Origin of the sequence: Streptosporangium sp. CA-115845 (genome assembly GCF_050943795.1) — a bacterium.
In the GTDB taxonomy this organism is placed as follows: domain Bacteria; phylum Actinomycetota; class Actinomycetes; order Streptosporangiales; family Streptosporangiaceae; genus Streptosporangium.
Map to the genome: position 1 here is coordinate 10046988 of NZ_CP191988.1, position 25802 is coordinate 10072789.

Genomic DNA, 25802 nt, shown 5'->3' on the forward strand with positions numbered 1-25802 from the left:
GGGATTGTCGCGGATCATCCCGACCGGCCGCCAGACTCACGTCGTTCCCCGGTGCTAGGAGAGCGCGAGCCGGAAACGGTCGGGTGCGCCGTCGAAGACACCGCCCGCCTGGTCGTCGGCCCCGTTCTGTCGGATCACGTCCTTGTCGGGGACGAGGATGTCCCTCACCACGAACGCCATCATGATCAGAATGGTGATCGCGCGGGCCCACACCGCGGTGAAGTAGGTGTCGCCGGCGATGCCCAACGCCTCGTTGCCCGGCTGGATACCGACCAGATAGAGCCAGATCGCGAAGAAGTACCAGCACTCGGCGAGCTGCCAGAGCGCGATCGGCTTCCAGTTCGGCCTGGCCAGCACCGCGAAGGGGATCAGCCAGAGCACGTACTGCGGCGACCACACCTTGTTGGTCAGCATGAACGCGGCCAGGGTGAGGAAGCAGAGCTGCATCAGCCGCGGGCGGGTCCTGGCCGTCACGGTGAGCACGGCGATCGCCAGGCAGAACGCGGCGAGGGAGACGATGCCCAGCTTGTCGACGAGTTCGGCGTCACCGAGGATCGGCCACTGCTTCTGGTTGAAGAAGTACCAGAGCGAACCCCAGTCGGCCCCCCGCTCCTGGCTGAAGACGTAGAACCTCTTCCAGCCGTCGAAGGCGAACACCATGATCGGCACATTGACGACCAGCCAGGATCCCACGACGCCGCCGAGCGTCTTGAGGAACGGCACCCACCTGCCGGTGCGCAGCGTCAGCAGGAACAGCGGGCCGAGGAACATCAGCGGGTAGAACTTGGTGGCGATCGCCAGGCCGAGCAGGATGCCCGCGAGCCACTGCCTCCGCTTCGACCAGGCCAGCAGCGCGCCCAGCGCGAGGGCGTTGGCCGCCAGGTCCCAGTTGATGTACGCGGTGAGGATCAGCCCGGGAGCCAGGGCGTACCAGAGCGCGTCCCAGCGCCTGGCCGGACCGGCCAGCGCGGCCATCAGCAACACGCCGACGACCAGGCAGATCGCCATGAGGATGACCGTGAGGTCGTAGAATGCCGTCCCCTGGTCGCTCATGGAGGCGACGATCCGGCGGAAGAACTCCATGATCCCGCCGATCCCGACGGGGTACTCGACCGGGTAGTCGAAATAAGGGATCTTGCCCTCGTTGAGCTTCTCGTTCCACCACAGGGGATAGATGTCGGTGTAACAGAAGTTCGTGAACTGCAGGGTTCCGTCGTTCCACGCCCCGCCGACGCGGCACGGCCACTTCCAGAACCAGGCCAGGATGGCCCCCAGCCCCGCGAACAGGGCCAGGGGCACGTACGGGATGGCCCGGGTGCCGAACTCGGGTAGCGAGCGCCGCGACGTCAGGAGGTCCTTCATCAGGGGCGACGTCCGTTCGCGGTGGGTGTCGGCATGATCGCCGCGCCGGGTGCCCCAGGAGCCCCGACCGCGCCGGGGGCGCCATTCTCGGTGATCTCGCCGTTCGGCGGACCGTCGCCCGAGCCGTCGTTGCCGACGTCGCAGGAGCCGTCCCAGGGCACGCACTCGCGGCCGTCGGGGTTGTCCGGCTCGCCGCCGCCACCGTCGTCGGGCCAGCCGCCGTCGCCGCTGTCGGGGAACGGGTTGTCGTCCATGGTCGGCGTCGCGCTGGGCGTCGGCTTGGGCGTGGCCAGGTTGCTCTGCGAACCGGTGTTGGCCCTCGGCGGGAACTGCTGGACCTCGTCCTTGGCGGTCACGGCCTGCATGTAGTCATGCCAGATCTGGGTCGGGGTGCCACCACCGCCGATGAAGGAGGGCATGGGCTCCTCCTTCCAGAGGATTTTCGAATCATCGATCTTGCGGTTCGGCAGGCCGTACTTGTCGACCTTGAGCTTGCGCGTCCCCGCCTTGTTGTAGGGCACGTCCTTGGACATGCCGACTGCGGTGACAAGCTGCGGGGTGAAACCGACGAACCAGGCGTCCTTGTAACCGTTGTTCGTGCCGGTCTTGCCGGCCACCGGCCGCGAGCCGATGTTCGCGGTGGCGCCGGTGCCGCCCTTGACCACAGCCTGGAGCGCGACCGTCGCGTCGGCCGCGGACTCGGGGCTGATGACCTGCTCTACGGCGGCCTGCTCCGCGAGCACCGGGGAGCCGTCGATCTTGGTCACCTTGACGACGGTGTGCCAGTCGGCGTGCTTGCCCTCGTTGGCGAAGATCGAGTAGCCGGCGGCCTGCTCGACCGCGGTGACCGAGGCGCTGCCGATGGTGACCTGGAACTTCTGCTCGTCGACCGCGTAGTCGACCGCGTTCTTACCGCCGTAGGAGGGGTTGTACTTGGCGGTCTCGCCGACCCCCGCCTCCTTGGCGATCCTCGCCACCTCGGCAAGCGTGACGACCTCACCCATCTGCACGAAGACCGTGTTGACCGAGCTGGCCATGGCCTTGATCATGTTGATCACCCCGTACGCGGTGTTCCCCGAGTTGCTGATCGGGGTGGTGCCGGGCATCTTGATCGTGGCCATGCCGTCGACGTAGCTGTCGAGCGACCTGCCGCTCTCCAGCCAGGCCGCGAGCACGTAGGGCTTGAACGCCGAGGCCGCCTGCTTGGTGGAGTCGAAGGCGCGGTTGTTGAAGTCGTTGACGAAGTCGTCGCCGCTGTAGAAGGCGAGCACCCGGCCGTTCTTCGGATCCACCGAGGCGACACTGGCGTGGATGGTCGACTCCAGGCCGGCGGTGCGGGCCTTCACCGCCTTCTGCGCCTCCTTCATCATCTTCTCGTCGAAGGTGGTGTAGACCTTGTACCCCTTGGTCTCCAGATCCTCCTGGGTGATGCCCCGCCCCTTGAGCTCCCGGAAGACGATGTTGAGCATGTAGCCCTTGATCCCCTTGAAGGTCTGCGAGACCTTGACCTCGGCGAACTTCAGGTCCTCGAAGGAGCTTCCCGCGTACTTGCCGTACGCGGCGGGGTCGATCTCGGCCATGTTCCTGAGCGCGGCGGTGAAGCGCTCCTTGGTCGCGGCGTAGTTGCCGGCCTTCTCCTGGATGTCGAAGGCGTCCGGGTTCTGGATCCGGCCGGCCAGGTAGGCGCCCTCCTGCGGGGTCAGCTGACCGATGTTCTTGCCGAAGAACGCCTTCGAGGCGGCCTGGATGCCGTACGCGCCGCGGCCGAAGTAGATGATGTTGAGGTAGCGCTCAAGGATCTCGTCCTTCTCCAGCGTCTTGCTGATCTTGACGGCGACGAAGATCTCCTTGATCTTGCGCTGTACCGAGACCTCCTGGCTGAGGCCGTCGTAGTAGCCGCGGGCCATCTGCTGGGTGATGGTCGAGGCGCCCTGGAGCTGTGCGCCGCTGACCGTGCTCCAAAGGGAACGGGCCATACCGGCCAGGTCGATACCGCTGTCGGTGCGGAAACTCTGGTTCTCCAGGGCGATCACCGCGTCCTGGACGTGCTTGGGAATCTGACTGATCTTCACCGGGGTGCGCTTGACGCCGAGACGCGCGATCGGGGTCTTCTTGTCCCGGTAATAGACCACGCTGCCCCGGTCGTCCACACCGGCCTGCGTGGTCTCCGGGACCGGCGTGTTGGCGTAGGCAACCGCGATCATGCCGAAGACGCCGGCGCTGAGGACCACGAAGCTGGCCATCACGATCTTCCAGTTGGGCAGGAAGCGCGTCCACCGCCTGGCCTTGGGCTCGTCCTCGCCGTCGCCGGGACCGTACCCCCCGGGGCCGCCCGGACCCTCTGGACCCCCCTGGCCTCCGGGACCGCCCGCGCCACGCCCGGCGCGGCGTCTGCGCACGCCGCCCTCACCGGACCTCGAACCGGCTCCCGCCTGGGCGGCGAGCATCGCCTGGGTGTCCTCGAACGCGGCCTCGGCCCGGCGGCCTGTCGGGTCGGTGTCACGGCGACGGAGCTCACCGCCCCGCTGCTCGGGCTCGCGCGGGGGCATCCCGCCCGGAGCGCCCGCGTCCCGCCGGGGCTGGGCACCCGGGTGCTGGGGCGCGCCGCCGGCGTAGGGCATCCCGCCGGGCATCCCGCCGGGCTGGGGCATCATCATGGTCCGGTTGTCGGCCCCCGCGCCCTGTGGCGGCCGACCTTGCTGCTGTTCCCAGCTCGCGCCGCCGGTTTGAGAGTTTCGTGAAGGGGGAACCGCACGGGGAGCGGCTCCCGGGCCTGAGCGACGGCGCCGCCCCTGACGAGCCGACCCGTCGGCGCCCTCCTGGCGCCCGTTCGGCTCCGGGTCATTGCTGTGGCTGTAACTCACGCGTCCTCGTTCGGTCATCGGGGTCTACGACGGCGTGCTGGCGGGCGAGACTACCTCCTGATCACCGGAGATCTCGCCGCCTTGGCTCACTGGTAGCCGGCCCATTCGGGTGGATCTCCATTCCCGAGGACAAACGAGATCGTCAGCTGGTTTCGACAACAACCTTGGCAGACCTCTCCCACGTTGACGCGGGATTCCCCGTATTGGAAAGCGGTCCACGCCGCGCGGGGACTGTGCCCCATTGCCGCCTGTTGTGACCACATAGGCGCCAGACTACGGCTTTTTGTTGTTTGCTCCCAACCTCTTGGGAAAGTCGCTGATTGCAGGGTTATGTTGAATGGACGTATCCTGCGGATGTATCGACTCGATACATCGACGCGAGAGGTGGTGGTTTCCGGTGGCCGGCGGACGTGGCGGGGTGCTGGAGCTGGCCGTGCTCGGGTCGTTGCACGAGACCCCGCTCCACGGCTACGAGCTGCGCAAACGGCTCAACGCCCTGCTCGGCATGTTCCGGGCCTTCTCCTACGGCTCGCTCTATCCGTGCCTCCGCCAGTTGCTCACCGACGGACTGATCATCGAAGACGGCGATGCCGCCGCGGCCAACGCCGACAGCCCCATCACACTCCCCGGCCGCCGTTCGAAGATCGTCTACCGACTGACCGCGGAGGGCAAAGAACGCCTGCACGAGCTGCTCACCCAGGCCGGCCCTTCGGCCTGGGAGGACGAGAGCTTCGGTGTGCACTTCGCCTTCTTCAGACACACCGAGGCGGAGGTGCGCCTGCGCATCCTCGAAGGCCGGCGCAGCCGGCTCGAGGAACGCCTGGACGGCGTGCGCACGGCACTGGCCCGCACGCGTGAGCGGCTGGACAGCTACACCCTTGAGCTCCAGCGTCACGGTCTGGAGTCGGTCGAACGCGAAGTGCGCTGGTTGAATGAGCTGATCGCCACCGAACGGCGAGCGTCGCCGCCGGACGAGGAGCAGCGATCCGCGCGGGAGGAAACGTCCCGGGCGCCCGAGCCCGGAACGGGCACGACGGGGCGGCCTGCCACCCCGGAAGACAACTGACCACCAAAGAACAAAAGGGGAGCGAGTGCCATGGGTTCGGTGCGCGTAGCCATTGTCGGTGTAGGCAACTGCGCCACGTCGCTCGTACAGGGCGTGCACTACTACCGGGACGCCGACCCCGGTGCCCGGGTGCCGGGCCTGATGCACGTCAAGTTCGGCGACTACCACGTCGGCGACGTCGAGTTCGTCGCGGCGTTCGACGTCGATGCCAAGAAGGTCGGCCGCGACCTGTCCGAGGCGATCGTGGCCTCGGAGAACAACACGATCAAGATCTGCGACGTACCGCCGCTGGGCGTCACGGTGCAGCGCGGTCACACCTTCGACGGTCTGGGCGAGTACTACCGGGAGATGGTCGAGGAGTCGGACGAGACTCCGGTCGACGTCGTCGAGGTCCTCAAGGACAACAAGGTCGACGTGCTCGTCTCCTACCTGCCGGTGGGCTCGGAGGAAGCCGACCGCTTCTACGCCCAGTGCGCCCTCGACGCGAAGGTCGCGTTCGTCAACGCGCTGCCGGTGTTCATCGCCTCCGACCCCACCTGGGCCCAGAAGTTCGTCGACGCCGGTGTCCCGATCATCGGTGACGACATCAAGTCACAGGTCGGGGCGACGATCACGCACCGCGTGATGGCCAAGCTGTTCGAGGACCGCGGCGTCGAACTGCTCCGCACGTACCAGCTGAACTTCGGCGGCAACATGGACTTCATGAACATGCTGGAGCGCAAGCGCCTGCAGTCCAAGAAGATCTCCAAGACCCAGTCGGTCACCTCGCAGATCCCGCACGAGATGCGGAAGGCCGATGTGCACATCGGTCCTTCCGACCACGTGCCGTGGCTCGACGACCGCAAGTGGGCGTACGTGCGCCTGGAGGGCAGGTCCTTCGGCGACACACCCCTCAACCTGGAGTACAAGCTGGAGGTCTGGGACTCCCCCAACTCCGCCGGCATCATCATCGACGCGGTACGCGCCGCCAAGATCGCCCTTGACCGGGGCGTCTCGGGGCCGATCCTGTCGGCCTCCTCGTACTTCATGAAGTCCCCGCCGGAGCAGTACTCCGACGACGAGGCGCGCGAGTACGTGGAGAAGTTCATCCGCGGCGAGGTCGAGCGCTGACCGATCGGCGCCCGCTCACGGCGAGAGCCCCCGACCCGGGTGGACGGGTCGGGGGCTCTCGCCATATGAGGATCGCCGGTGGGTCTGCGCGGGGCTCCCGCCTCAGCGGGCGGCGGGTGGGAGGTCGGCGGGGTCGGCGGCCCGCCAGGCGAGCGGGTCCGCACCAAGCTCGATCAGCTGGGGGACCTGCTCGCGGCACCACGGGGAGATCGCCAGGCGGTCGCCGAGCACCCCGTCGGTGAACTCCTTCCACGGCATCCAGCGCACGTCCTCGACCTCGTCGGGGTTGGGCACGGCCTCGGAGGCGGCGATCACCCGGTAGACCGGGCACAACTCCCGCTCGACGATGCCGCTGTCCATGACCGCGCAATAGGAGAAGCGCGGCAGAAGCAGGTCGACCTGGCCGGCCACGAGGCCCAGCTCGTGGGAGAGCCTGCGGGTCACCGCCGCGGAGAGCGGCTCGCCCGGCAGGGGGTGGCCGCAACAGCTGTTGGTCCACACCCCCGGCCAAGTGATCTTGTGCAGTGCGCGTCGGGACAGCAGAACCTGCCCCTGCTCGTCGAACACGTAACTGGAGAAGGCCAGGTGGAGAGGAGTGTCGGGACCGTGCACCGTGGCCTTGGCCGCCGTGCCGATCGCGTTCCCCGCCCTGTCGACGAGCACAACGTGTTCATCAGGTGTCACTCGACCGAGGGTACGTGATCATGTTGGCTTACCGCGCCCCACTTGACGATACGTAGGTAAAGGTCGGTAATGCTCACCCATACATTCAGGGACGTTCCCGATGTCCATCGAGGTCGGTCCCCCATAGGCTGAGCGCGTGTCATTCATATCCGACCTACGTGTGGTCCTGGAGGGTCGGGACTTCCGGAGACTGTACGGGACCCGCCTCGTCTCGCAGTTCTCCGACGGGATCTTCCAGTTCGCCGTGGCCGGATTCGCGTTCTTCAGCCCGGAGAAGAGCACGAGCGCGGTGGGGATCGCCGCCGGCCTGGCCGTGCTGCTGCTGCCGTACTCGATCCTGGGCCCCTTCGCCGGGGTGTTCATCGACCGCTGGTCACGGCGGCAGATCCTGGTCGTCGCGCCGCTGATCCGCGGGACACTGCTGCTCGCGGCCGCGGCGCTGGTCGCCGCGGACGCCCCTGACGCGATCTTCTACGCCGCCGCGCTCGGCGTGCTCGGGGTGAACCGGTTCTTCCTGACCGCACTGGGAGCCTCACTCCCGCACGTCGTGCCGGCCGACCGGCTGATGGTCGCCAACGCGGTCACCCCGACCTCGGGAACCGTGCTCACCTTCGTGGGCGTGGGCGCCGGCTACCTCCTCCGGGCGATCTTCGGCTCCGACCACCGGGGGACGGCGGTGCTGCTGGTCGTCTCCGGTCTCATCTTCGGGCTCAGCGCGCTCATCTCCAGGACCATGGACAGGCGGCTGCTCGGCCCCGCCTACGATCCCAACCGCCCGCAGGCCCGCGAGGCGGTGCGCCACGTGCTGAGCGGCCTGATCGACGGCGCACGGCACCTGGTACGCCACCGGGCCGCCGCCGCGGCGATGGGCGCGATGACCACCCACCGGTTCGTCTACGGCATGTGCACGGCGATGCTCGTGATGCTGTCGCGCTACTACTTCGCCGAGAACGCCGAGGACGCGCTGAACGCGGTCTCCGTCGTGGTCGCCACCTCCGGACTCGGCTACTTCCTGGCCATCCTGATCACCCCCTGGGCCACCGAGCGCTTCGGCATCGAGCGGTGGGTCCCGGCCATGCTGGTCACCGCCGGGGTGCTGACGTTCGCACTCTGCGTGCCTTTCCAGCAGTGGGGGTTCGCAGCCGCGGGCCTCGTGCTCGGCATCGCCGGGCAGAGCATCAAGATCTGCGCGGACACCACGGTCCAGCGGGACGTCGAGGACGCCTATCTGGGCCGGGCCTTCTCCATCTACGACATGCTCTTCAACGGCAGCTATGTGCTGGCCGCCGCCCTGGCCGCGGCGCTGCTCCCGGCGAACGGCAGATCGACGCTCGTGCTGGTGGTCATCGCCGCCGGATATCTCGCGGGCGCGGTGGCATACCGGGCCATCACGCCTGCCCGAGTGATCGAGCCGCTGCCGTCATCGCCGTCGTGACCGTCTCCAGGTCGTCGTCGCCGATCGAGTAGGGCGGCATCGCATAGAGCAGGCGGCCGAACGGGCGGAGCCAGACGCCGTGCCGCATGACGACGTCCTGGACGGCGGGGACGTCGACGGGTTCACGGGTCTCGATCACCCCGATCGCACCGAGGACCCGCACCTGGCGCACGCCCGGCGCCTCCGCGGCCCCCGCCAGGCCCGCGAGGAGACCGGCCTCGATCCGGCGGACCTCCTCACGCCACGGGCGTTCCTCCAGGAGATCCAGGGAGGCGTTCGCGGCCGCCGCGGCCAGCGGGTTGCCCATGAAGGTCGGCCCGTGCATCAGCACCCCGACACCCCGGGCCACCCGCTCGGTGCACAGCGTCGCGGCCAGCGACAGGTAACCGCCGGTCAGTGCCTTGCCCAGGCACATGATGTCGGGCCTGATCCCGGCGTGGTCGCAGCCGAACAACTCTCCGGTCCTGCCGAATCCGGTGGCGATCTCGTCGGCGATCAGCAGGACGCCGTGCTCGTCGGCCAGCTCGCGGAGCAGGCGCAGGTAGGCCGGGTGGTAGAAGTGCATGCCGCCCGCCCCCTGGACCACCGGCTCCACGATGATCGCGGCCAGTTCATGGGCGTGCCTGGCGAGAAGGTCCGCCAGCCGGGCCGCGTAGGCCTCGTCGTACTCGCGCGGCGGCCGGTCGGCGAACACGTGTTCGGGCAGCACACCGGAGAACAGGTGGTGCATGCCGTTGACCGGGTCGCAGACCGACATCGCCCCGAAGGTGTCGCCGTGGTAGCCGCCCCTGACCGTGAGCAGCCTGCCCCTGCCGGTGAGCTGGAACGCCATTTTGATCGCCACCTCGACGGCGACCGACCCCGAGTCGGCGAGGAACACCTTCGGCAGACCGGTCATGGCGGCGAGCCTGTGGGCCAGCCGCACGGCGGGCTCGTGGGTGAGCCCGCCGAACATGACGTGCGCCATGTCCTCCAGCTGATCCCGCAGCGCCCGGTTGAGCTCGGGGTGGTTGTAGCCGTGGATGGCCGCCCACCACGACGACATACCGTCGACGAGCTCGCGCCCGTCGGCGAGCGTCAGCCGCACCCCCTCCGCGCGGGAGACCACGTGCGGCGCCACCGGCTGGGGCACGGCCGCGTAGGGGTGCCACACGTGCTCCCGGTCGAGTGCGGCGACATGGCCGGATACCCCGGAGACCCCGGGGCCCGCGGTCCGGTCAGGAGTGCCGCTCAGGGGTCACCTCGTTCGCCCGCGCCCACTCGCGGAGGGCGTCCGCGGCGGCCTCCTTGCCGAGAACCCCCTGATCCAGGCGCATGTCCAGGAGGAATTTGTAGGCGCGGCCCACGACCGGGCCCGGCGGGACGCCGAGAATCTCCTGGATCTCGTTGCCGTCGAGCTCGGGGCGGATCTTGCCGAGTTCCTCCTCATCGGCCAGCCTGGCGATCCGCTCCTCCAGCTGGTCGTAGGTCCGCGACAGGACCTGGGCCTTGCGCCGGTTGCGGGTGGTGCAGTCGGCGCGGGTCAGCTTGTGCAGGCGCTCAAGCAGGTGCCCGGCGTCACGGACGTAGCGGCGCACCGCCGAGTCGGTCCACTCGCCCGTGCCGTACCCGTGAAAGCGCAGATGCAGCTCCACCAGGCGGGAGACGTCGGCCACCACGTCCTTGGGGAACTTCAGCTCCGTCATCCGCTTCCTGGCGAGCTGTGCGCCGACCACCTCGTGGTGGTGGAAGGAGACCCGGCCGCCGGACTCGTGGCGGCGGGTCTTCGGCTTGCCCACGTCGTGCAGGATCGCGGCCCAGCGCAGGATCCGGTCGGGACCGTTCTCCTCCAGGTCGATCGCCTGCTCAAGCACGATCAGCGAGTGCTCGTAGACGTCCTTGTGCCGGTGGTGCTCGTCGATCTCCAGGCGGAGCCTGGGCACCTCGGGCAGCACGTGGGCGGCGAGCCCCGACTCGACGAGGATCTTCAGCCCCTCGCGGGGGTGATCGCCGCCGATGAGCTTGTCCAGCTCGTCGCGGATGCGCTCGGCGGAGACGATGTCGATCCGGTCGGCCATCGCGTCCATCGCGGCGAGCGCCGCCTCGTCGACGGTGAAACCGAGCTGGCTGGCGAACCTGGCCGCGCGCAGCATCCGCAGCGGGTCGTCGCCGAAGGAGCGCTCGGGGGGGCCGGGGGTGCGCAGCAGCCTGGCGTGCAGGTCGTCGAGGCCGCCGTACGGGTCGACGAACTCGCGGGACGGCAGGCGCAGCGCCATCGCGTTGATCGCGAAGTCACGCCGGGCCAGGTCGCCCTCCAGCGTCTCGCCGTAGGCGACCTCGGGCTTGCGCGACTTGGGGTCGTACGACTCGCTGCGGTAGGTGGTGATCTCCAGCAGCCACCCGCCCTTACGGACGCCGACGGTGCCGAAGTCGATGCCGATCGTCCAGACGGAGTCGGCCCAGTCACGGACGAGTTCCAGGACCGTCTCGGGCCTCGCGTCCGTGGTCAGGTCGAGATCGTTGCCGATCCTGCCCAGGAAGACATCGCGTACGGAGCCGCCGACAAGGGCTATCTGGTAACCCTTGGCGGCGAACAGCTCGCCAAGCTCGTCCGCCACAGGAGCGATCTTCCGGAACAGCTCGCTCATGCCGTGGCGCTGGCTCTGGGTCAGATTTGAAAGGGACAAGCCGGGTAGGTCCTTCGGTTACGGAACATGTTCCCCTGTGGGGATACACCTGAAGCGATCACCAGGTTACGGTCAGTCAGGAGAACCTCGGGGGCCGTGCGTCGAGGCAAGGAGCACACACATGAAGGATGCGCTCGCGATCCACCGCCGGCTCCTCGCACACCAGGTCCATCATGAGATCGTACGCCTTCCGCGCGCGATGACATGCTCGGACGAACTGCCCGAGGTGCTTTCCGCGAGCCCCGCCATCTGCCTGGCGGTCACGGTCTACGAGGTCACGACACGAATCGCCCGCGAGCCCGTGGCGATCGTCACCTCCGTCGGCTCCCCTCCGCGCCCCGGCCTGATCGGCGGCATCCTGGGTGCGCGGCGGGTCCGGCCGGCCTCGGCCTTCACCGTCAACTCCGCCACCGACTACGCCTCGGGTCTGGTCTGCCCGCTGCTGCTGCCGGCCACGCTGACCGTGCTGGTGGACGAGCGACTCACCGACATCGCCACGTCCGTCTACGTGCCCACCGGGGAGCGTCACACGGCACTCCTGATCCGTGCGGACCACCTGCTCACACTGGTTTCGGGCAGGGTCGTCGATCTGACCCGCCAGGGTTCCCGGGGGGAGGCGGCGACCTTTCCCCTCGCCGGTTAGGCCATACCATTACGGGCGTGCGCCGTACTCGACCCCTGGCCGGCACGTGATCCGCAAGGTCATGCTGCTCGCCCTGCTCGCCACCACGCTGCTCCTACCCGCGGCCGTGGTCGTTTCCGGTACGGCGAACGCCCAGGCGACCGCGACGGGCAGGCTGGGGCTCCAGATCGTGCTGGAGGCCATCAGCCCCGACGTTCCCCGTGAGCCGACCACCGAGATCAAGATCTCCGGATCGCTGGTCAACTCCGGCACCGAGCCCCTGACCGGGTTGCGCATCCGGATGTACTCCTCGCCCCAGCCGTTCACCCGGCGCGGCGAACTGGACGCCTACCTGACCGGGCAGGGCCCCCAGCCGGGTTCGTGGTGCTGCGAGAGTTTCGTCCAGGCGCCGATCGCGCCGGCCGGGAAGCTTCCGTGGCAGTTCACCTTCACACCGCAGAGTTGGAAGTTCTCCCGTTTCGGCGTCTATCCGATCATGGTCGAGGTGCGTGACGCCTACGGGCAGCCGCTCGCCGCCCTCCGCGTCCCGGTGACCTACATGCCCAGGGAGACCAGGGTGGCCCGCACCCGGCTCGCCATGGTGCTGCCCATCGTCGACCAGCCGCGCCGGAGCGGTGACGGCGTCTTCGCGGACGAGGGACTGCCCGCGGCCATGGCCCCCGGCAAGCGCCTCGGCGACCTGCTCAAGATCGCCCAGGACACCTCCTCGGCCAAGGGCCTCACCTGGGTGGTCGACCCCGCCCTGCTCGACGACGCGCGGGCCATGGGCAGGCCGCACGCGACCAGGTCCAAGAACCGCACCCAGCCGCGTCCCGCGACCCCCGAGACCGCCCAGTGGCTGAGCGACTTCCGCGAGGCCGTCGCGGACCACCCGGTGATGGCCACCCCGTACGGCGACCCCGACGTGGCGGCCCTCGCCCACAACGGCGTCGACAACGCCACCGCGACCGGTATCAACGCGGCCAGGATCATCGGCAAGGAGACCCTCGGCCGCGATGTGATCACCAACGTGAACTGGCCGCTGGGCGGTCTGATCGACTACGACGGGCTGGACCTGCTGGCCACCGGCGGCGTCGACACCGTGCTGCTGAACGTGCTCAACCTGCCGCCGGCGGCGCCCCCGGTCACCACCCCCGACGCCTCGGCGACCCTGGAGAGCGTGAACGGCCCGGTCACCGCCCTGGTCGCCGACGCGAAGCTGAGCGAGACCGTCGGCGCGGACACCTCCGCCCCCGGCTCGGCGCTGATGAACCGCCAGCGGTTCATCGCGGAGACGGCGATGATCAGCGCGGAGCCCGTCAGCACGGCCAGGACCGTGATCGCCGTTCCGCACCGCCGCTGGGACCCCGACCCCAGGTACGTGACCAACCTGGTCGAGACCGCCGCCGGCCTGCCCTGGCTGCTGCCCGTCGGGCTCGACGCGGTCAAGCGCGGCAAGGGTGCCCCGACACCGCGGGCCGACCTGACCTACACCGACCAGAACCGGCGGGCGGAGCTCCCCAAGCAGTACCTGACGGGCGTCAAGAAGGTCGGCGCCCGCGCCGATCTGACCGCCGCGATCACCACCGCCCAGGATCTCGACGTCTTCGACCTGGCGCTGCTCCGCCTGGCCTCTTCGGCCTGGCGCGGCAGGACCGCCGCCGCGGCGCCGTACGTCCAGCAGGTCGCGGAGGCGATCGACGGCCGGATCGCCATGGTCTCCATCACCGGCAGCGAGCAGTCGCGCCTGCGCACCCTGGCCGGCAGCAACGGCGATGTGCCGATCAGCGTGCGCAACGAGCTGAGCGGTGAGGCCAGCCGGATCGCGGTCCGCCTCAGGGTCACCTCCGACCAGCCCAAGCTGTTGAAGATCGAGCCGTACGTGGACCAGTTGATGATCCTCGGCGGCCAGAGCCAGACCATCCGGATCCCGATGACCTCGACCGCCAGCGGCCAGACCACGGTGACGGTGCAGCTGACCACCGACGACGGCCGCAAGTACGGCAAGCCGGTCGAGCTGACCGTGCGGACCACCGGGTACACCGGGGTCGCTCTGGTGATCGTGGGGGCGGCCCTCGTGGTGATGCTGGCCGCCGTCGTCATGCGCGTGCTGCGCCGGCGGGGAGGCCGCCGCCCCGCGGCCGCTCCCCCGCCGGAGCGCGATCGCGAGCCGACCGGCACCGAGTCCTGACACCCAGCGGAGGAATGGCGCATGAGCAGGGTCCTGCGTGCGAGCGCGATCATGGCGGCGGGGACGATGGTCTCCCGCGTCACCGGCTTCGTCCGGACGGCGGTGCTCGCCGCGGCCCTCGGGACCTTCGCCCTGGGCGACGCCTACAACGTGGCCTACACGATCCCGTTCACCCTGTTCGACCTGCTCATCGGCGGGATCCTGAGCAGCGTCGTGGTCCCGATGATCATCCGGCGGCAGCAGGCCGACCCCGACGGCGGCCGGGCCTACGAGCAGCGGCTGATGACGATCGGGTTCGTCACGCTGACGCTGCTTGCGGTGGTCGCGGTGCTGCTGGCCAGGCCGCTGATCAGCCTCTACAGCACCGGCTGGAGTCCTCGGCAGACCGAGGTGGCGGTGCGGCTGGCGCAGTTCATCCTCCCGCAGATCGCCTTCTTCGGGGTCGGCGCGATCGCCGGCGCGATTCTCAACACCCGGGACAGGTTCGCCGCGCCGATGTGGGCGCCGGTGCTGAACAACATCGTGATGATCGGCGTCGCGGTCGTCTACTACGTGAAACTGGGCGGGGCGGGCACCGACGTCAACACGATCAGCGACGCCGACCTGGCGCTGATCGGGCTCGGCACCACCGCCGGCATCGTGGCGCAGTGCGCGGTGCTGGTCGTCGCGCTGCACCGGGTCGGCTTCCGCTTCCGGCCCAGGTTCGACCTGCGCAACGCAGGGCTCGGCGAGATGGGCAGGACCGCGGTCTGGACCTTCGCGTACGTGGGGATCAGCCAGCTGGGCTTCCTGGTCACCACCAAGCTGGCGACCGGCGCGGGCCAGCGGGCGCCCGGTGCGGGAAACGCCGCCTACGCCTATGCCTACCAGCTCTTCCAGCTCCCCTACGGGATCATCGCGGTCTCGGTGATCACCGCGATGCTGCCCCGGATGAGCAGGGGCGTGGCCGAGGGAAGCCTGGATACGGTCAGGGATGAGTTCTCCTCGGGGGTACGGCTGATCTCGGTGCTCCTCGTACCCGCCGGGCTGCTGCTGATGGTGCTCGGCCCCGCGGTGACCGTGCTGATCTTCTCCTGGGGCAACATGACCGTCGACTCGGCGATCTACATCGGCAACGTGCTGCAGATCTTCGGACTGGCGCTGGTCCCCTTCTCGATCTTCCAGCTACTACTGCGCGTCTTCTATTCCTTCGGCGACACCCGCACCCCGGCCTTTCTGGCCCTCGGCAACGTGGCGGTGAACGCCCTGCTCAGCATGGTGGCCTACGTCACCCTGCCGGCGGAGTACATCGTGATGGGCCTGGCTCTGGCGTTCACCGTCGCCTACGTGGTGGGCAGCGCGGTCGCCTGGACGCTGGCCGCACGCCGGGTCGGGGGCCTGGGAGGGCGCGGGGTGGCCGCCGGGCTGTCCCGGATGTACCTGGCCTCGCTCCCGGCGGCGGCGCTCGCGCTCGGCGTGCTCTGGGTCACGCAGGAACTCACCGGGCTGGACGCGCTGAGCGCCGCCGTCATGCTGGCGGCGGGCGGCGGACTCGGTATGGTTCTTTACTTGGCGATCGCCCACCGGATGCGCATCCCCGAAGTGAGCTCGATCGTTGGAATGGTGGCAGGACGGGTAGGCCGGTAACCCAAAGACTTGTCTCAAACGTCTGACAAGGCGAACACGGGCGGAACCGGCGCGGGACTACCATGGTGCGACACGTGTGGTGACATGCGGCTAATGGAAGCAGGAGGGCGTGGGCGGATCCACCCGGCATCATGTGATGTGTCTTGATGTGCCGACCTGGCGTGGTGCTGTCGTGTTCTCAGTTTCGGAGTCCTCATGAGTTCTCCCACCGTCGAGCCCGGCACCAAGCTGGCCGAGCGCTTCCGGCTCGAAGACCGCGTCCACGAGTCCGGTGGTGCCACGCTGTGGAAGGCCATCGACGAGGTGCTCGCCCGACCCGTCGCCGTCCACACCTTCGACCCCGACTTCCCGCGCCTGAACGAGGTCGTCACGGCGGCCCGGGTGGCCAGCCGGCTGACCGACCCCCGTCTCACCCAGGTCTTCGACGCGACCGAGGACGACGGCCACTCCTACGTGGTCAGCGAGTGGGTGAGCGGTGAGACCTTCGGCGACATGATCGCGGGCGGCCCGCTCGACCCCGAGCGGGCCGCCGCGATGGTCGCCGAGGCCGCCGAGGCGCTGGCCCACGCGCACGAGGCGAACCTCTCCCACCTCTGCCTGACCCCCGAGCACCTGGTCTGGACGGCGGGCAGTACCGTCAAGCTGCTCGGCCTGGGTGTCGACGCCGTCCTGAACGACGTGACGAGCGACGACGGGGCCCGCGAGGACGCCGAGGGCCTCGGCCGCCTGCTGTACGCCGGGCTGACCGGCCACTGGCCGGGCGAGGAGCACGACAGCGGCGGCCTGCCCGTCGCCCCCATGGACGACGGGCACTTCTGCACGCCGCGCCAGGTCACCGCGGGTGTTCCCGGCTACCTCGACACCATCGTCTGCCGGGCGATGCTGCCGGAGACCAGGCGCGGGGCCGACCCGCTGACCACGCCCGCCGAACTCGCCGAGGCGCTGGCCTCGGTGTCGCGGCCCAGCCCGCTGCCGATGCCGACGCCGATGCCGATGACGGTGCTCCCGGTGGCCTCCTCCCGCTCCGAGGGCATCGACACCGCGGCGCCCCAGCAGCACACGCCCCCACCCCAGCACCAGCCCCGTCCGATGCCCCGCCAGGCGGGTGGCGGGATGCTCAACAAGGTCGCCATGACCGTCGTCGTGCTGCTGGTGATGGCGGCCGTCGGCCTGGGCGCCTGGACGCTCGGCCGCAGTATCGGCAACGCCGGCACCCCGGTCACCGGCGAGCAGAGCGCCACTCCCACGCCGACCGTGGCCGTCGCCACCCGCGAGGTGAAGCCCTCCTCGGTCATCGGCTTCGACCCGCTGGGCGACCAGGAGGAGGGCAGCAGGTGGGCCTCGGCCGCGGTCGACGGCAAGGATTCCACCGACTGGCACTCCGAGACGTACGACTCCGCCGACTTCGGGCGGCTCAAGAACGGTGTCGGCCTGCTGCTGGACATGGGCGAGAGCATTCCGGTCAAGCAGGTCTCGATCGACTTCGGCGGCACCTCGGGCGGCGCCGCGGAGCTCAGGATCGGTGACTCGCCCGCCCTCGACGCCCTGACCTCGGTCGAGAAGTTCAGCGGGCTCTCCGGCAAGAAGACGTACACCGCGGAGAGCCCGGGGAAGGGCCGCTACGTGCTCGTCTGGTTCACCAAACTGCCCACCTACCAGGGGAAGTTCCGCGGCCAGGTGCAGGAGATAAAGGTCCTCACGACCAAGTGACATCAGCGCGATTTGATCTGTTTTACGTGGCTTCTTACAGATCATCGGAGAATCCGTGGCACCATCTATCCCGTAGTGGTGTTCTCCCCGGACCGGTATAGCAGGACTCTCCTTGTGAATTCCCCACCCGAGACCCCGCCAGCGGCGGACCAGCAGACGGCGAAGACCTCCGTGTCCGACGCCGACCTGCTCACCCGGCACATCGCCGGGGATCCGCACGCCTTCAGTGAGATAGTCAAGCGACATCGAGACCGCATGTGGGCGGTCGCCCTGCGCACGCTGGGCGACCCCGACGAGGCGGCCGACGCCGTTCAGGATGCCTTCGTCTCGGCCTACCGCAAGGCCGGGAGTTTCCGCGGCGAGGCGGCGTTGACCACGTGGCTCCACCGCATCGTGGTCAACGCCTGCCTCGACCGCATGCGCAGGAAATCGGTACGCCCGGTGGCCGACGACGAGCTCGTCGAGGCCGCGGAGCGTGACACCCCGATGCTCGACCAGACGGCCGAGCGCGAGGTCTCCATGGAGGTCTCCGCGGCGCTGAAGCTGCTGCCCTCCGACCAGCGCGCCGCGCTGGTGCTCGTGGACATGATGGGCTACTCGATCGAGGACGCGGCCCAGGTGCTGGAGGTGCCGAGCGGCACGGTGAAGAGCCGGTGCGCGCGCGGCCGGGCGAAACTCGCCCCGATTCTTTCCCATTTGCGGAACCGATCAGACCTGTCTCGCGTCTCATCCGCGAAGGGAGCACAACTTCGTGACGGGTGATACGCACTACGACCTGGAGATCTTGGCCGAACTGGCCGAGGGACTCCTCGACGCCGCCACGGCCGTGCAGGTACGCGAACATCTCGCGATCTGCGATCCCTGTGGCGAAAGTCTCGCCGACCTCGCAGCGGTCCGTGAGATGCTCGCGGCGACGCCCACACCGGCGATGCCGATGGGAGTCGCGCTGAGAATCGACCGTGCGCTGGCCGCCGAGGCCGAGAGCTTCCGTGGAGGTGGAGTGGGGCTGGTGGAAGCACCGGCCTGGGACGACATAATGCGTGACGCGCCGTGGGAGACGGGATCTCCCGCCGAACCGGCGCCGTGGGAGAGGGCACCTCTTCCCGAGCAGCAGCCCGAGCCGGCCGTACGGCTGGGGGTCGTCGGCGACGACGGCACCGTGACCCCGGTGAACCCCGCGGGCCCGGCCAGACGTCATGGCGCGCCCCGGCGGGCGACCCGGCGGCGCCGGTGGGCGATGCCCGCGGCGGCGGCGGGTGCGGCGGCGGCGGTGATCGGCGCGACCGTGCTGGCGACCGGGACGCTCACCGCGTCCGGTCCGGCCCCAGCGCCTGTCATCGCCCAGCCCGCGCCGAGTGACACGGTCCAGTACGCGCTGACCGACAGCAACTGGAACTACACCGACGCCGAGCTCCGCGGCTCGCTGCTCAACTACATCGGCCCCGCGACCATCGTCGGCACGACCGACAAGTCCGGGATCGACAAGTGTGTCCGGCAGATCTCGGCGGAGATCGGCAAATCGCCCTTCGCCGTGGACCAGGGGTTCTACAACGGGCAGGAGGCCAACATCCTGCTCTTCTGGCAGAACCAGGCCAAGAACACCGTGCGTGTCCACGTCGTGGGCCCGCAGTGCGACAACGTGCGCAAGCCCGGCCTCGCACGCTGGAAGTGATCGGGTAGCGCCCTCGCCCTTCCCGGGAAGGCCCGGCACGGATTCGTCCGTGCCGGGCCTTCCCGTTCCACCTGCGGATCCGTCGGTGCACCGGGCGGGAATCAGCTGCGCCTAGGATCTGTTGACGCCGGTGGCATCAACAGAGGGAGAGGCACGAGCACTGATGGACGTCCGGAATGTGATCATCATCGGATCGGGTCCCGCCGGTTACACATCCGCTGTGTACTCCGCGCGTGCCGACCTCAACCCACTGGTCTTCGAGGGATCCGTCACCGCCGGTGGCGCTCTGATGAACACCACCGAGGTTGAGAACTTCCCGGGCTTTCCCGACGGCATCATGGGCCCCGACCTGATGGACGGGCTGCGCAAGCAGGCCGAGCGGTTCGGTGCCGAGCTGGTCGCCGACGACGTCGTGGAGGTCGACCTGACCGCCAGCCCCAAGGTCGTCAAGACCGCCACCGACACCTTCTACGCCAGGTCCGTCATCCTGGCCACCGGTTCCGGCTACCGCGAGCTGGGCGTGCCCAACGAGAAGCGCCTGTCCGGCCACGGCGTGTCCTGGTGCGCCACCTGTGACGGCTTCTTCTTCCGCGGCCAGGACATCGTGGTCGTGGGCGGCGGCGACACCGCCATGGAGGAGGCCACCTTCCTCACCCGGTTCGCCTCCTCGGTGACCGTCGTGCACCGCCGCGACGAGCTGCGCGCCAGCAAGATCATGCAGGACCGCGCGTTCGCGAACGAGAAGATCCGCTTCGTCTGGGACAGCGAGGTCGTCGACGTGCTGGGCGAGAACAAGGTGAGCGGGGTGCGCCTTCGCAACCTCAAGACCGGCGAGGAGTCCGAGCTGGCGGCCACCGGCCTGTTCATCGCGATCGGGCACGACCCCCGCACCGAGCTCGTCAAGGGCCAGGTGGAGCTCGACGACGAGGGCTACATCAAGGTCGACGCCCCCTCGACCCGCACCAACCTCGACGGCGTCTTCGCCGCCGGCGACGTCGTCGACCACACCTACCGGCAGGCGATCACCGCCGCGGGCACCGGCTGCGCCGCCTCGCTCGACTCCGAGCGCTGGCTGGCCGAGCACGCCGGCGAGTGACGCCGGCCCGCGAGACACATCAGGTATCAGCCACCCATCAGGCACAGAGGGAGAGCAGGACATTGGGGACCATCAAGCACGTGACCGACGCCAGCTTCGAGGCCGACGTCCTCAGGAGCGACAAGCCCGTGATCGTCGACTTCTGGGCCGAGTGGTGCGGCCCGTGCCGGCAGGTGGCGCCGATCCTGGAGGAGATCGCCGGCGAGCAGGCCGAGAAGCTCACCATCGTCAAGCTGAATGTCGATGAGAATCCGGCAACGGCCACAAATTACGGCGTACTCCAGATTCCCACCCTGAACGTCTATAAGAACGGAGAGGTTGTGAAGCAGATCATCGGTGCCAAGCCGAAGGCCATGCTGCTTCGCGAGCTCGAGGGCATCATCTAGGCCCCCTGCGGCCGGCCGCCCCCCACGGCGCCCGCCGTATCACCCGCTTCCGAGCGGCACACCCACCCACAGAAAGCCCCCCGCCCCACCGCGGGGGGCTTTCACATGCGCCGGGCGTTACCGGGCCTCGGCTCCCAGATCGCGGGCATGCAGGAACGCGCGGACTCCAAGGTGGCGCCGTACGGGCTCCAGGGGGTCTCAGACGGGCCGCAGAGCCCTCTCCGGACTTTCATGTCCCCAGGAGCCTCTCCAGTGCCACCTCGACGTCCTCACGCCACGAGACGGCGTTCTTGAGCTCCAGGCGGAGGCGGGGGCGCCGTACGGGCTCCAGGGGGTCTCAGACGGGCCGCAGAGCCCTCTCCGGACTTTCATGTCCCCAGGAGCCTCTCCAGTGCCACCTCGACGTCCTCACGCCACGAGACGGCGTTCTTGAGCTCCAGGCGGAGGCGGGGGCGCCGTACGGGCTCCAGGGGGTCTCAGACGGGCCGCAGAGCCCTCTCCGGACTTTCATGTCCCCAGGAGCCTCTCCAGTGCCACCTCGACGTCCTCACGCCACGAGACGGCGTTCTTGAGCTCCAGGCGGAGGCGGGGGCGCCGTACGGGCTCCAGGGGGTCTCAGACGGGCCGCAGGGCCCTCTCCGGACTTTCATGTCCCCAGGAGCCTCTCCAGTGCCACCTCGACGTCCTCACGCCACGAGACGGCGTTCTTGAGCTCCAGGCGGAGGCGGGGGCGCCGTACGGGCTCCAGGGGGTCTCAGACGGGCCGCAGGGCCCTCTCCGGACTCATGCTCCCAAGGAGCCTCTCCAGTGCCACCTCGACGTCCTCACGCCACGAGACGGCGTTCTTGAGCTCCAGGCGGAGGCGGGGGAAGCGCAGGTGCGGACGGACCGTCTTGAAACCCACGGAGAGCAGGTAGTCGGCGGGCATCAGGCACGCGCCCGGCTGCTCCCACTTCAGGTCGCCGAACGCCTCGATCGCCCGCACCCCGCGCCGGGTCAGGTCCTTGGCCACGCCCTGGACCAGCATCCGGCCCAGGCCGCCCCCGGAGAACTCGGGGATGATGTGCGCGGTCATCAGCAGCACCGCGTCCGCGCTGACCGGCGAGGTCGGGAAGGCCACCGAGCGCGGCACGTAGTGCGGCGGCGCGTAGAGCACGAAACCGGCCGCCACCCCGTCCACGTAGACGATCTTGCCGCAGCTTCCCCACTCCAGCAGCGTGGAGGAGATCCAGGCCTCCTTCTCCAGCCCCGGATCACCGGCCTTCACCGCCCGATCCGCGTTGACGGGATCGAGCTCCCAGAAGACGCACCGGCGGCAGCGGCGCGGCAGGTCGTCGAGATTGTCGAGGGTGACGTTTGCCAGCCGACGCGACACCTGTTGGCCCCAATCCTGGCGAGACGAGTGCAAGCCATGGCGAAAAACGCGCGAAAACGGCGTCTCCAGCTGGCATCGTAGCTCAGTGCGGGTCTTGGTTTCAGGAGGTCCCATCCCCACACGCAGATGACTACGACCTCTGACGTAACCTGGTTTCTCTAATATGAGCGCTTTATGCGCCACACAATTTAGGAGGTGGACCGTGCCCCAGGATAAAGATCATGGTCAGGCCATCGCTCCGACCCAGGGATCGCGCATCGACGCCTACGTCGACCGGTACGCGGCACGAGCAACCGGGATGGTCGCCTCCGAGATTCGAGCTCTTTTCTCCGTCGCGTCGAGGCCCGAGGTGGTCTCGCTCGCCGGCGGAATGCCGTACGTCACCGCCCTGCCCCTGGACGTGGTGGGGGAACTGGTCGCCGACCTGGTCGCCAGGCGCGGTCCCGTCGCGCTCCAGTACGGCTCCGGTCAGGGCGACCCGCACCTGCGCGAGCAGATCTGCGACGTCATGCGGCCGGAGGGCATCGAGGCGAACGCCGACGACGTCGTCGTGACCGTCGGCTCCCAGCAGGCCCTCGACCTGATCACCCGGATCTTCATCGACCCGGGTGACGTCGTGCTCGCCGAGGGGCCTTCCTACGTCGGAGCCCTGGGCACGTTCGCCGCCTACCAGGCCAATGTCATCCACGTCGCGATGGACAGCGAGGGAATCGTCCCCGAGTCGCTGGCCCAGACCATCTACGCCCTGAAGAGCGCGGGCAAACGAATCAAGTTCCTCTACACGATCCCCACGTTCCAGAACCCCGCCGGGGTGACGCTCAACGCCGTGCGCAGGCAGCAGGTCCTGGAGATCTGCCAGCGGGCCGACGTGTTGATCGTCGAGGACAACCCGTACGGCATGCTCGGCTTCGACGGCGAGCCCATGCGGACGCTCCGCGCCGACAACGCCGAAGGCGTGGTCTATCTCGGCTCGTTCTCCAAGACCCTGGCCCCCGGCTTCCGGGTCGGCTGGGCGCTCGCCCCGCACGCCGTCCGCGAGAAGCTGGTGCTGGCGATGGAGTCCGCGGTCCTTTCGCACTCCTCCTTCACCCAGCTGGCCGTCGGCCAGTATCTCGCCACCCAGCCCTGGCTCGAGCAGATCAAGTCGTTCAGAGAGCTCTACCGCGAGCGCCGCGACACCATGCTCGCCTCGCTGGAGGCTCTGATGCCCGCCGGCGTCACCTGGACCCGCCCCGCGGGCGGGTTCTTCGTCTGGGCCACCCTCCCCGAGGGGCTCGACTCCAAGGCCCTGCTGCCCCGCGCGGTCGCCGAACGAGTGGCCTTCGTACCGGGCACCGGTTTCTTCGCCGACGGCGGCGGCGCGCGGAACATGCGGCTCTCCTACTGCTATCCGGAGCCCGACCGCATCCGCGAAGGCGTCCGCCGCCTGGCCGGGGTGATCGAACAGGAGCTCCGTGTCCGCGACACGTTCGGAACCGGCTCGTCTCCGGACCGCGCCGGGGTCGACACCCCGGGCCCCGATCTCGCGTAACCATGCCGCACGGTAGGTGTCCCGTCGTCACGGGACACCTACCGGCATGATCTCCTCCCACCCGGTACCGTACGGTGACTTCCTGTGCCGGTGCGCGGCGATAGATCCGGTCCGCCGGGAAGGCCGGGCCATGCGCGACGAGAGCGACAGGACAGGCTCGGAGCGGGCCTTGACGAGAGGTATGTCGGATGAGTGACCTGGGCCATGTGCTCGTCCTGGCGGGCGGACTCTCCTACGAGCGGGAGGTCTCACTGCGTTCGGGGCGACGGGTGAGTGAGGTGCTGCGAGGGGCGGGCATCTCCGTGGAGACCCGCGACACCGACGCGTCGCTGGTTCCCTCCGTACTCGCGGACCCGCCGGACGCGGTCTTCGTCACCCTGCACGGCGGGGCGGGCGAGGACGGCGCCATCCGCACGGTGCTCGAACTCCTCTCCGTCCCGTACGTCGGTGCCGGCCCCGACGCCTGCCGGGTCGCCTACGACAAACCCACCGCCAAGACCGTCGTCCGCTCCTTCGGTCTGCGCACCCCCGAATCGGTGACGCTGCCCAAGGAGACCTTTCACGACCTCGGCGCCTCCGCGGTGCTGGCCCGCATCGTGGAGTGCCTCGGCCTGCCCCTGTTCGTCAAGCCGTCCCGCGGCGGCTCCGCGCTCGGTGCGTCGATAGTCCGCAGCGCGGAGGAACTTCCCGCCGCCATGGTCGGCTGCTTCGCCTACGGCGACACCGCGCTGATCGAACGCTGCATCGACGGCGTCGAGGTCGCCGTCTCCGTGGTCGACCTCGGGGACGGGCCGGTGGCCCTGCCTCCCGTGGAGATCGTCCCCGACGAGGGCGTGTACGACTACGCGGCCCGCTACACCGCCGGGCACACCGAGTTCTTCGCCCCTGCCCGCCTCTCGCCCGAGGTCTCCGCGGCCTGCGCCGAGATGGCCGTGACCGCGCACACCGCCCTCGGCCTCCGGGACATCTCCCGCACCGACCTGATCGTCGACGCGGACGGCCTGCCGCACTTCCTCGAAGTCAACGTCGCCCCCGGTATGACCGAGACGTCCCTCCTCCCCATGGCCGTGGAGGCCGCCGGCGACGACCTCGGCACCCTCTGCCGGATCCTCCTCGAACAGGCCGCCGCCCGCGGCGCCTGACCTCCGCTCGCTCCGCTGGGAATGGTCGAAGCGCGCGACAGGGGCCGGGCGGGGAGCCTGGAGCGCGGCCCCTGTCGGGAACACCGGCGGTCCGATCATCAGCCGATCGAGGGCCGGTAAGGGCCCGACGGCGGTTCGGTGGAGGGAAGCGGGCCGGGCGTACCGGTGTCCCCCTACGCTGGCCGTGTGCTGACCTCCACCCCATTTCCCAAGAGCTTCGCCAGTGACAACCACGCGGGCGTGCACCCCGCGGTCCTCACCGCCGTCCTCGAAGCGAACACCGGAGACGCCCCCGCTTACGGCGAGGACGTCTGGACCGCCGCGATGGAAGACGCCTTCGGCGCCGAGTTCGGCCCCCAGGCGACCGTCTACCCGATGTTCAACGGCACCGGAGCCAACGTCGTGGGACTAGGACTCGCGCTGCGGCCGTACGACGCGGTGCTCTGCCCGGTCACCGCCCACATCAACACCAACGAGTGCGGCGCGGCCGAACGCGTGCTCGGTGTCAAGCTGGTCACCATCCCCACCGATGACGGCAAAATCTCCGTGGACGACATCCGGGGCAGGCTGTCCGTGCTGGGGGATGCGCACCACTCCCAGCCCAGGGTCGTCTCCATCTCCCAGGTGACCGAGTGCGGCACCTGCTACACCGCCGACGAGGTCGCCGAGCTCGCGGAGTTCGCGCACGCGCACGGTCTCTTCCTGCACATGGACGGCGCCCGGCTGGCCAACGCGGCGGCCGAACTCGGCTGCTCGCTCCGCTCCCTCACCACGGACGCGGGCGTGGACCTGCTCAGCTTCGGCGGCACCAAGAACGGCGCCATGGGCGCCGAGGCGCTCGTGGTCCTCCGCCCCGAACTGGACGCCCCGACGCCGTTCCTCCGCAAGCAGGGAATGCAGCTCGCTTCCAAGATGCGCTTCGTCTCCGCCCAGCTGACCGCGCTCCTCACCGATGATCTCTGGCGCGAGAACGCCGCCCACGCGAACGCCATGGCCCACCGCCTGGCCGAGGGCGTCGCCGACCTCCCCGGCGTCTCCCTGCGTTACCCGGTGCAGTCCAACGCGGTCTTTCCCGCCCTTCCGGAGAAGGTCATCGCGGAGTTGCAGCAGCGCTACCTCTTCCATGTCTGGGACGCGGCCGAGAACGTGGTCCGCTGGGTGACCTCCTTTGACACCACCTCCGAACATGTCGACGCCTTCGTCGCCGACATCCGGCTCGCCGTCCAGGAGGCGGCCGGCTCCTGAGTGACGGCTGTTTCACGTG

Annotated in this window: 20 protein-coding genes; 14 read left to right on the forward strand and 6 right to left on the reverse strand. The window is 69.1% G+C overall.

Translation table 11 applies throughout. The features are described from left to right. Positions 1-54 precede the first annotated feature (54 nt). Both ACQP0P_RS47750 and ACQP0P_RS47755 read right to left on the reverse strand, forming a co-directional pair. Positions 55-1362, reverse strand: a complete 1308-nt coding sequence (locus tag ACQP0P_RS47750) for a glycosyltransferase family 87 protein (RefSeq protein ID WP_433369876.1) — start codon at positions 1360-1362, stop codon at positions 55-57. Next, on the reverse strand, positions 1362-4019 hold the full coding sequence (locus ACQP0P_RS47755; RefSeq protein ID WP_433369879.1) for a transglycosylase domain-containing protein: 2658 nt from the start codon (positions 4017-4019) through the stop codon (positions 1362-1364). The genes ACQP0P_RS47750 and ACQP0P_RS47755 overlap by 1 nt, the downstream gene beginning before the upstream one ends. Before the next feature lie 604 nt (positions 4020-4623). On the opposite strand from ACQP0P_RS47755, the gene ACQP0P_RS47760 reads away from it, so the two are divergent. Both ACQP0P_RS47760 and ACQP0P_RS47765 read left to right on the forward strand, forming a co-directional pair. Further along, a complete protein-coding gene (locus tag ACQP0P_RS47760; RefSeq protein ID WP_433369882.1) occupies positions 4624-5292 on the forward strand; it encodes a helix-turn-helix transcriptional regulator in 669 nt (222 codons plus the stop codon). Between the two features lie 30 nt (positions 5293-5322). Beyond that, positions 5323-6402 (forward strand): inositol-3-phosphate synthase, encoded by a 1080-nt coding sequence (locus ACQP0P_RS47765; RefSeq protein WP_433369884.1) that lies wholly within the window; start codon positions 5323-5325, stop codon positions 6400-6402. Positions 6403-6504: 102 nt separating this feature from the next. Here the strand turns inward: ACQP0P_RS47765 and idi are convergent, their stop codons facing one another. Further along, the gene (idi, locus tag ACQP0P_RS47770; protein WP_433369886.1) at positions 6505-7086 is read right to left on the reverse strand and encodes an isopentenyl-diphosphate Delta-isomerase; all 582 of its coding nucleotides are present in this window, start codon (positions 7084-7086) and stop codon (positions 6505-6507) included. A gap of 136 nt (positions 7087-7222) precedes the next feature. On the opposite strand from idi, the gene ACQP0P_RS47775 reads away from it, so the two are divergent. Next, positions 7223-8521 (forward strand): MFS transporter, encoded by a 1299-nt coding sequence (locus ACQP0P_RS47775; protein WP_433369889.1) that lies wholly within the window; start codon positions 7223-7225, stop codon positions 8519-8521. Here the strand turns inward: ACQP0P_RS47775 and ACQP0P_RS47780 are convergent. Then, positions 8475-9674 (reverse strand): adenosylmethionine--8-amino-7-oxononanoate transaminase, encoded by a 1200-nt coding sequence (locus ACQP0P_RS47780; protein WP_433369892.1) that lies wholly within the window; start codon positions 9672-9674, stop codon positions 8475-8477. The two genes, ACQP0P_RS47775 and ACQP0P_RS47780, sit on opposite strands and share 47 nt — an antisense overlap. Before the next feature lie 64 nt (positions 9675-9738). Next, entirely contained in the window at positions 9739-11148 is a 1410-nt protein-coding gene (locus tag ACQP0P_RS47785) for a CCA tRNA nucleotidyltransferase (RefSeq protein ID WP_433369895.1), read from the reverse strand. A gap of 160 nt (positions 11149-11308) precedes the next feature. Here ACQP0P_RS47785 and ACQP0P_RS47790 point away from each other — a divergent pair, with 160 nt between their 5' ends. The 8 genes from ACQP0P_RS47790 to trxA all read left to right on the forward strand — a co-directional run bounded on the left by ACQP0P_RS47790 (position 11309) and on the right by trxA (position 20490). Continuing rightward, the gene (locus ACQP0P_RS47790; protein ID WP_433369898.1) at positions 11309-11830 is read left to right on the forward strand and encodes an aminoacyl-tRNA deacylase; all 522 of its coding nucleotides are present in this window, start codon (positions 11309-11311) and stop codon (positions 11828-11830) included. Between the two features lie 46 nt (positions 11831-11876). Continuing rightward, a complete protein-coding gene (locus ACQP0P_RS47795) occupies positions 11877-14000 on the forward strand; it encodes a DUF6049 family protein (protein WP_433369901.1) in 2124 nt (707 codons plus the stop codon). Positions 14001-14021: 21 nt separating this feature from the next. After that, complete coding sequence (murJ, locus tag ACQP0P_RS47800) at positions 14022-15626, forward strand: murein biosynthesis integral membrane protein MurJ (protein WP_433369904.1); 1605 nt, start codon at positions 14022-14024, stop codon at positions 15624-15626. 195 nt (positions 15627-15821) lie between these two features. Next, positions 15822-17336 carry a protein kinase family protein gene (locus ACQP0P_RS47805; protein ID WP_433369906.1) on the forward strand — a complete coding sequence of 505 codons (1515 nt, stop codon included), beginning with the start codon at positions 15822-15824 and terminating at the stop codon, positions 17334-17336. A 114-nt stretch (positions 17337-17450) separates the two neighbouring features. Beyond that, complete coding sequence (gene sigM, locus ACQP0P_RS47810; protein WP_433369909.1) at positions 17451-18098, forward strand: RNA polymerase sigma factor SigM; 648 nt, start codon at positions 17451-17453, stop codon at positions 18096-18098. Then, entirely contained in the window at positions 18088-19008 is a 921-nt protein-coding gene (locus tag ACQP0P_RS47815) for an anti-sigma factor family protein (RefSeq protein WP_433369912.1), read from the forward strand. The genes sigM and ACQP0P_RS47815 overlap by 11 nt, the downstream gene beginning before the upstream one ends. A 160-nt stretch (positions 19009-19168) precedes the next feature. Beyond that, the gene (trxB, locus tag ACQP0P_RS47820; RefSeq protein WP_433382463.1) at positions 19169-20104 is read left to right on the forward strand and encodes a thioredoxin-disulfide reductase; all 936 of its coding nucleotides are present in this window, start codon (positions 19169-19171) and stop codon (positions 20102-20104) included. Positions 20105-20166: 62 nt separating this feature from the next. After that, the gene (gene trxA, locus ACQP0P_RS47825) at positions 20167-20490 is read left to right on the forward strand and encodes a thioredoxin (RefSeq protein WP_433369914.1); all 324 of its coding nucleotides are present in this window, start codon (positions 20167-20169) and stop codon (positions 20488-20490) included. A 754-nt stretch (positions 20491-21244) separates the two neighbouring features. On the opposite strand, the gene ACQP0P_RS47830 is transcribed toward trxA, so the two are convergent. Then, a complete protein-coding gene (locus tag ACQP0P_RS47830; protein WP_326646217.1) occupies positions 21245-21865 on the reverse strand; it encodes a GNAT family N-acetyltransferase in 621 nt (206 codons plus the stop codon). A gap of 298 nt (positions 21866-22163) precedes the next feature. Here ACQP0P_RS47830 and ACQP0P_RS47835 point away from each other — a divergent pair, with 298 nt between their 5' ends. The 3 genes from ACQP0P_RS47835 (at position 22164) to ACQP0P_RS47845 (ending at position 25783) form a co-directional block, all read left to right on the forward strand. Continuing rightward, entirely contained in the window at positions 22164-23396 is a 1233-nt protein-coding gene (locus tag ACQP0P_RS47835; protein WP_433382466.1) for a PLP-dependent aminotransferase family protein, read from the forward strand. 188 nt (positions 23397-23584) lie between these two features. Then, the gene (locus tag ACQP0P_RS47840; protein WP_433369917.1) at positions 23585-24538 is read left to right on the forward strand and encodes a D-alanine--D-alanine ligase family protein; all 954 of its coding nucleotides are present in this window, start codon (positions 23585-23587) and stop codon (positions 24536-24538) included. Positions 24539-24724: 186 nt separating this feature from the next. Beyond that, positions 24725-25783 (forward strand): threonine aldolase family protein, encoded by a 1059-nt coding sequence (locus tag ACQP0P_RS47845; RefSeq protein WP_433369920.1) that lies wholly within the window; start codon positions 24725-24727, stop codon positions 25781-25783. Positions 25784-25802 lie beyond the last annotated feature (19 nt).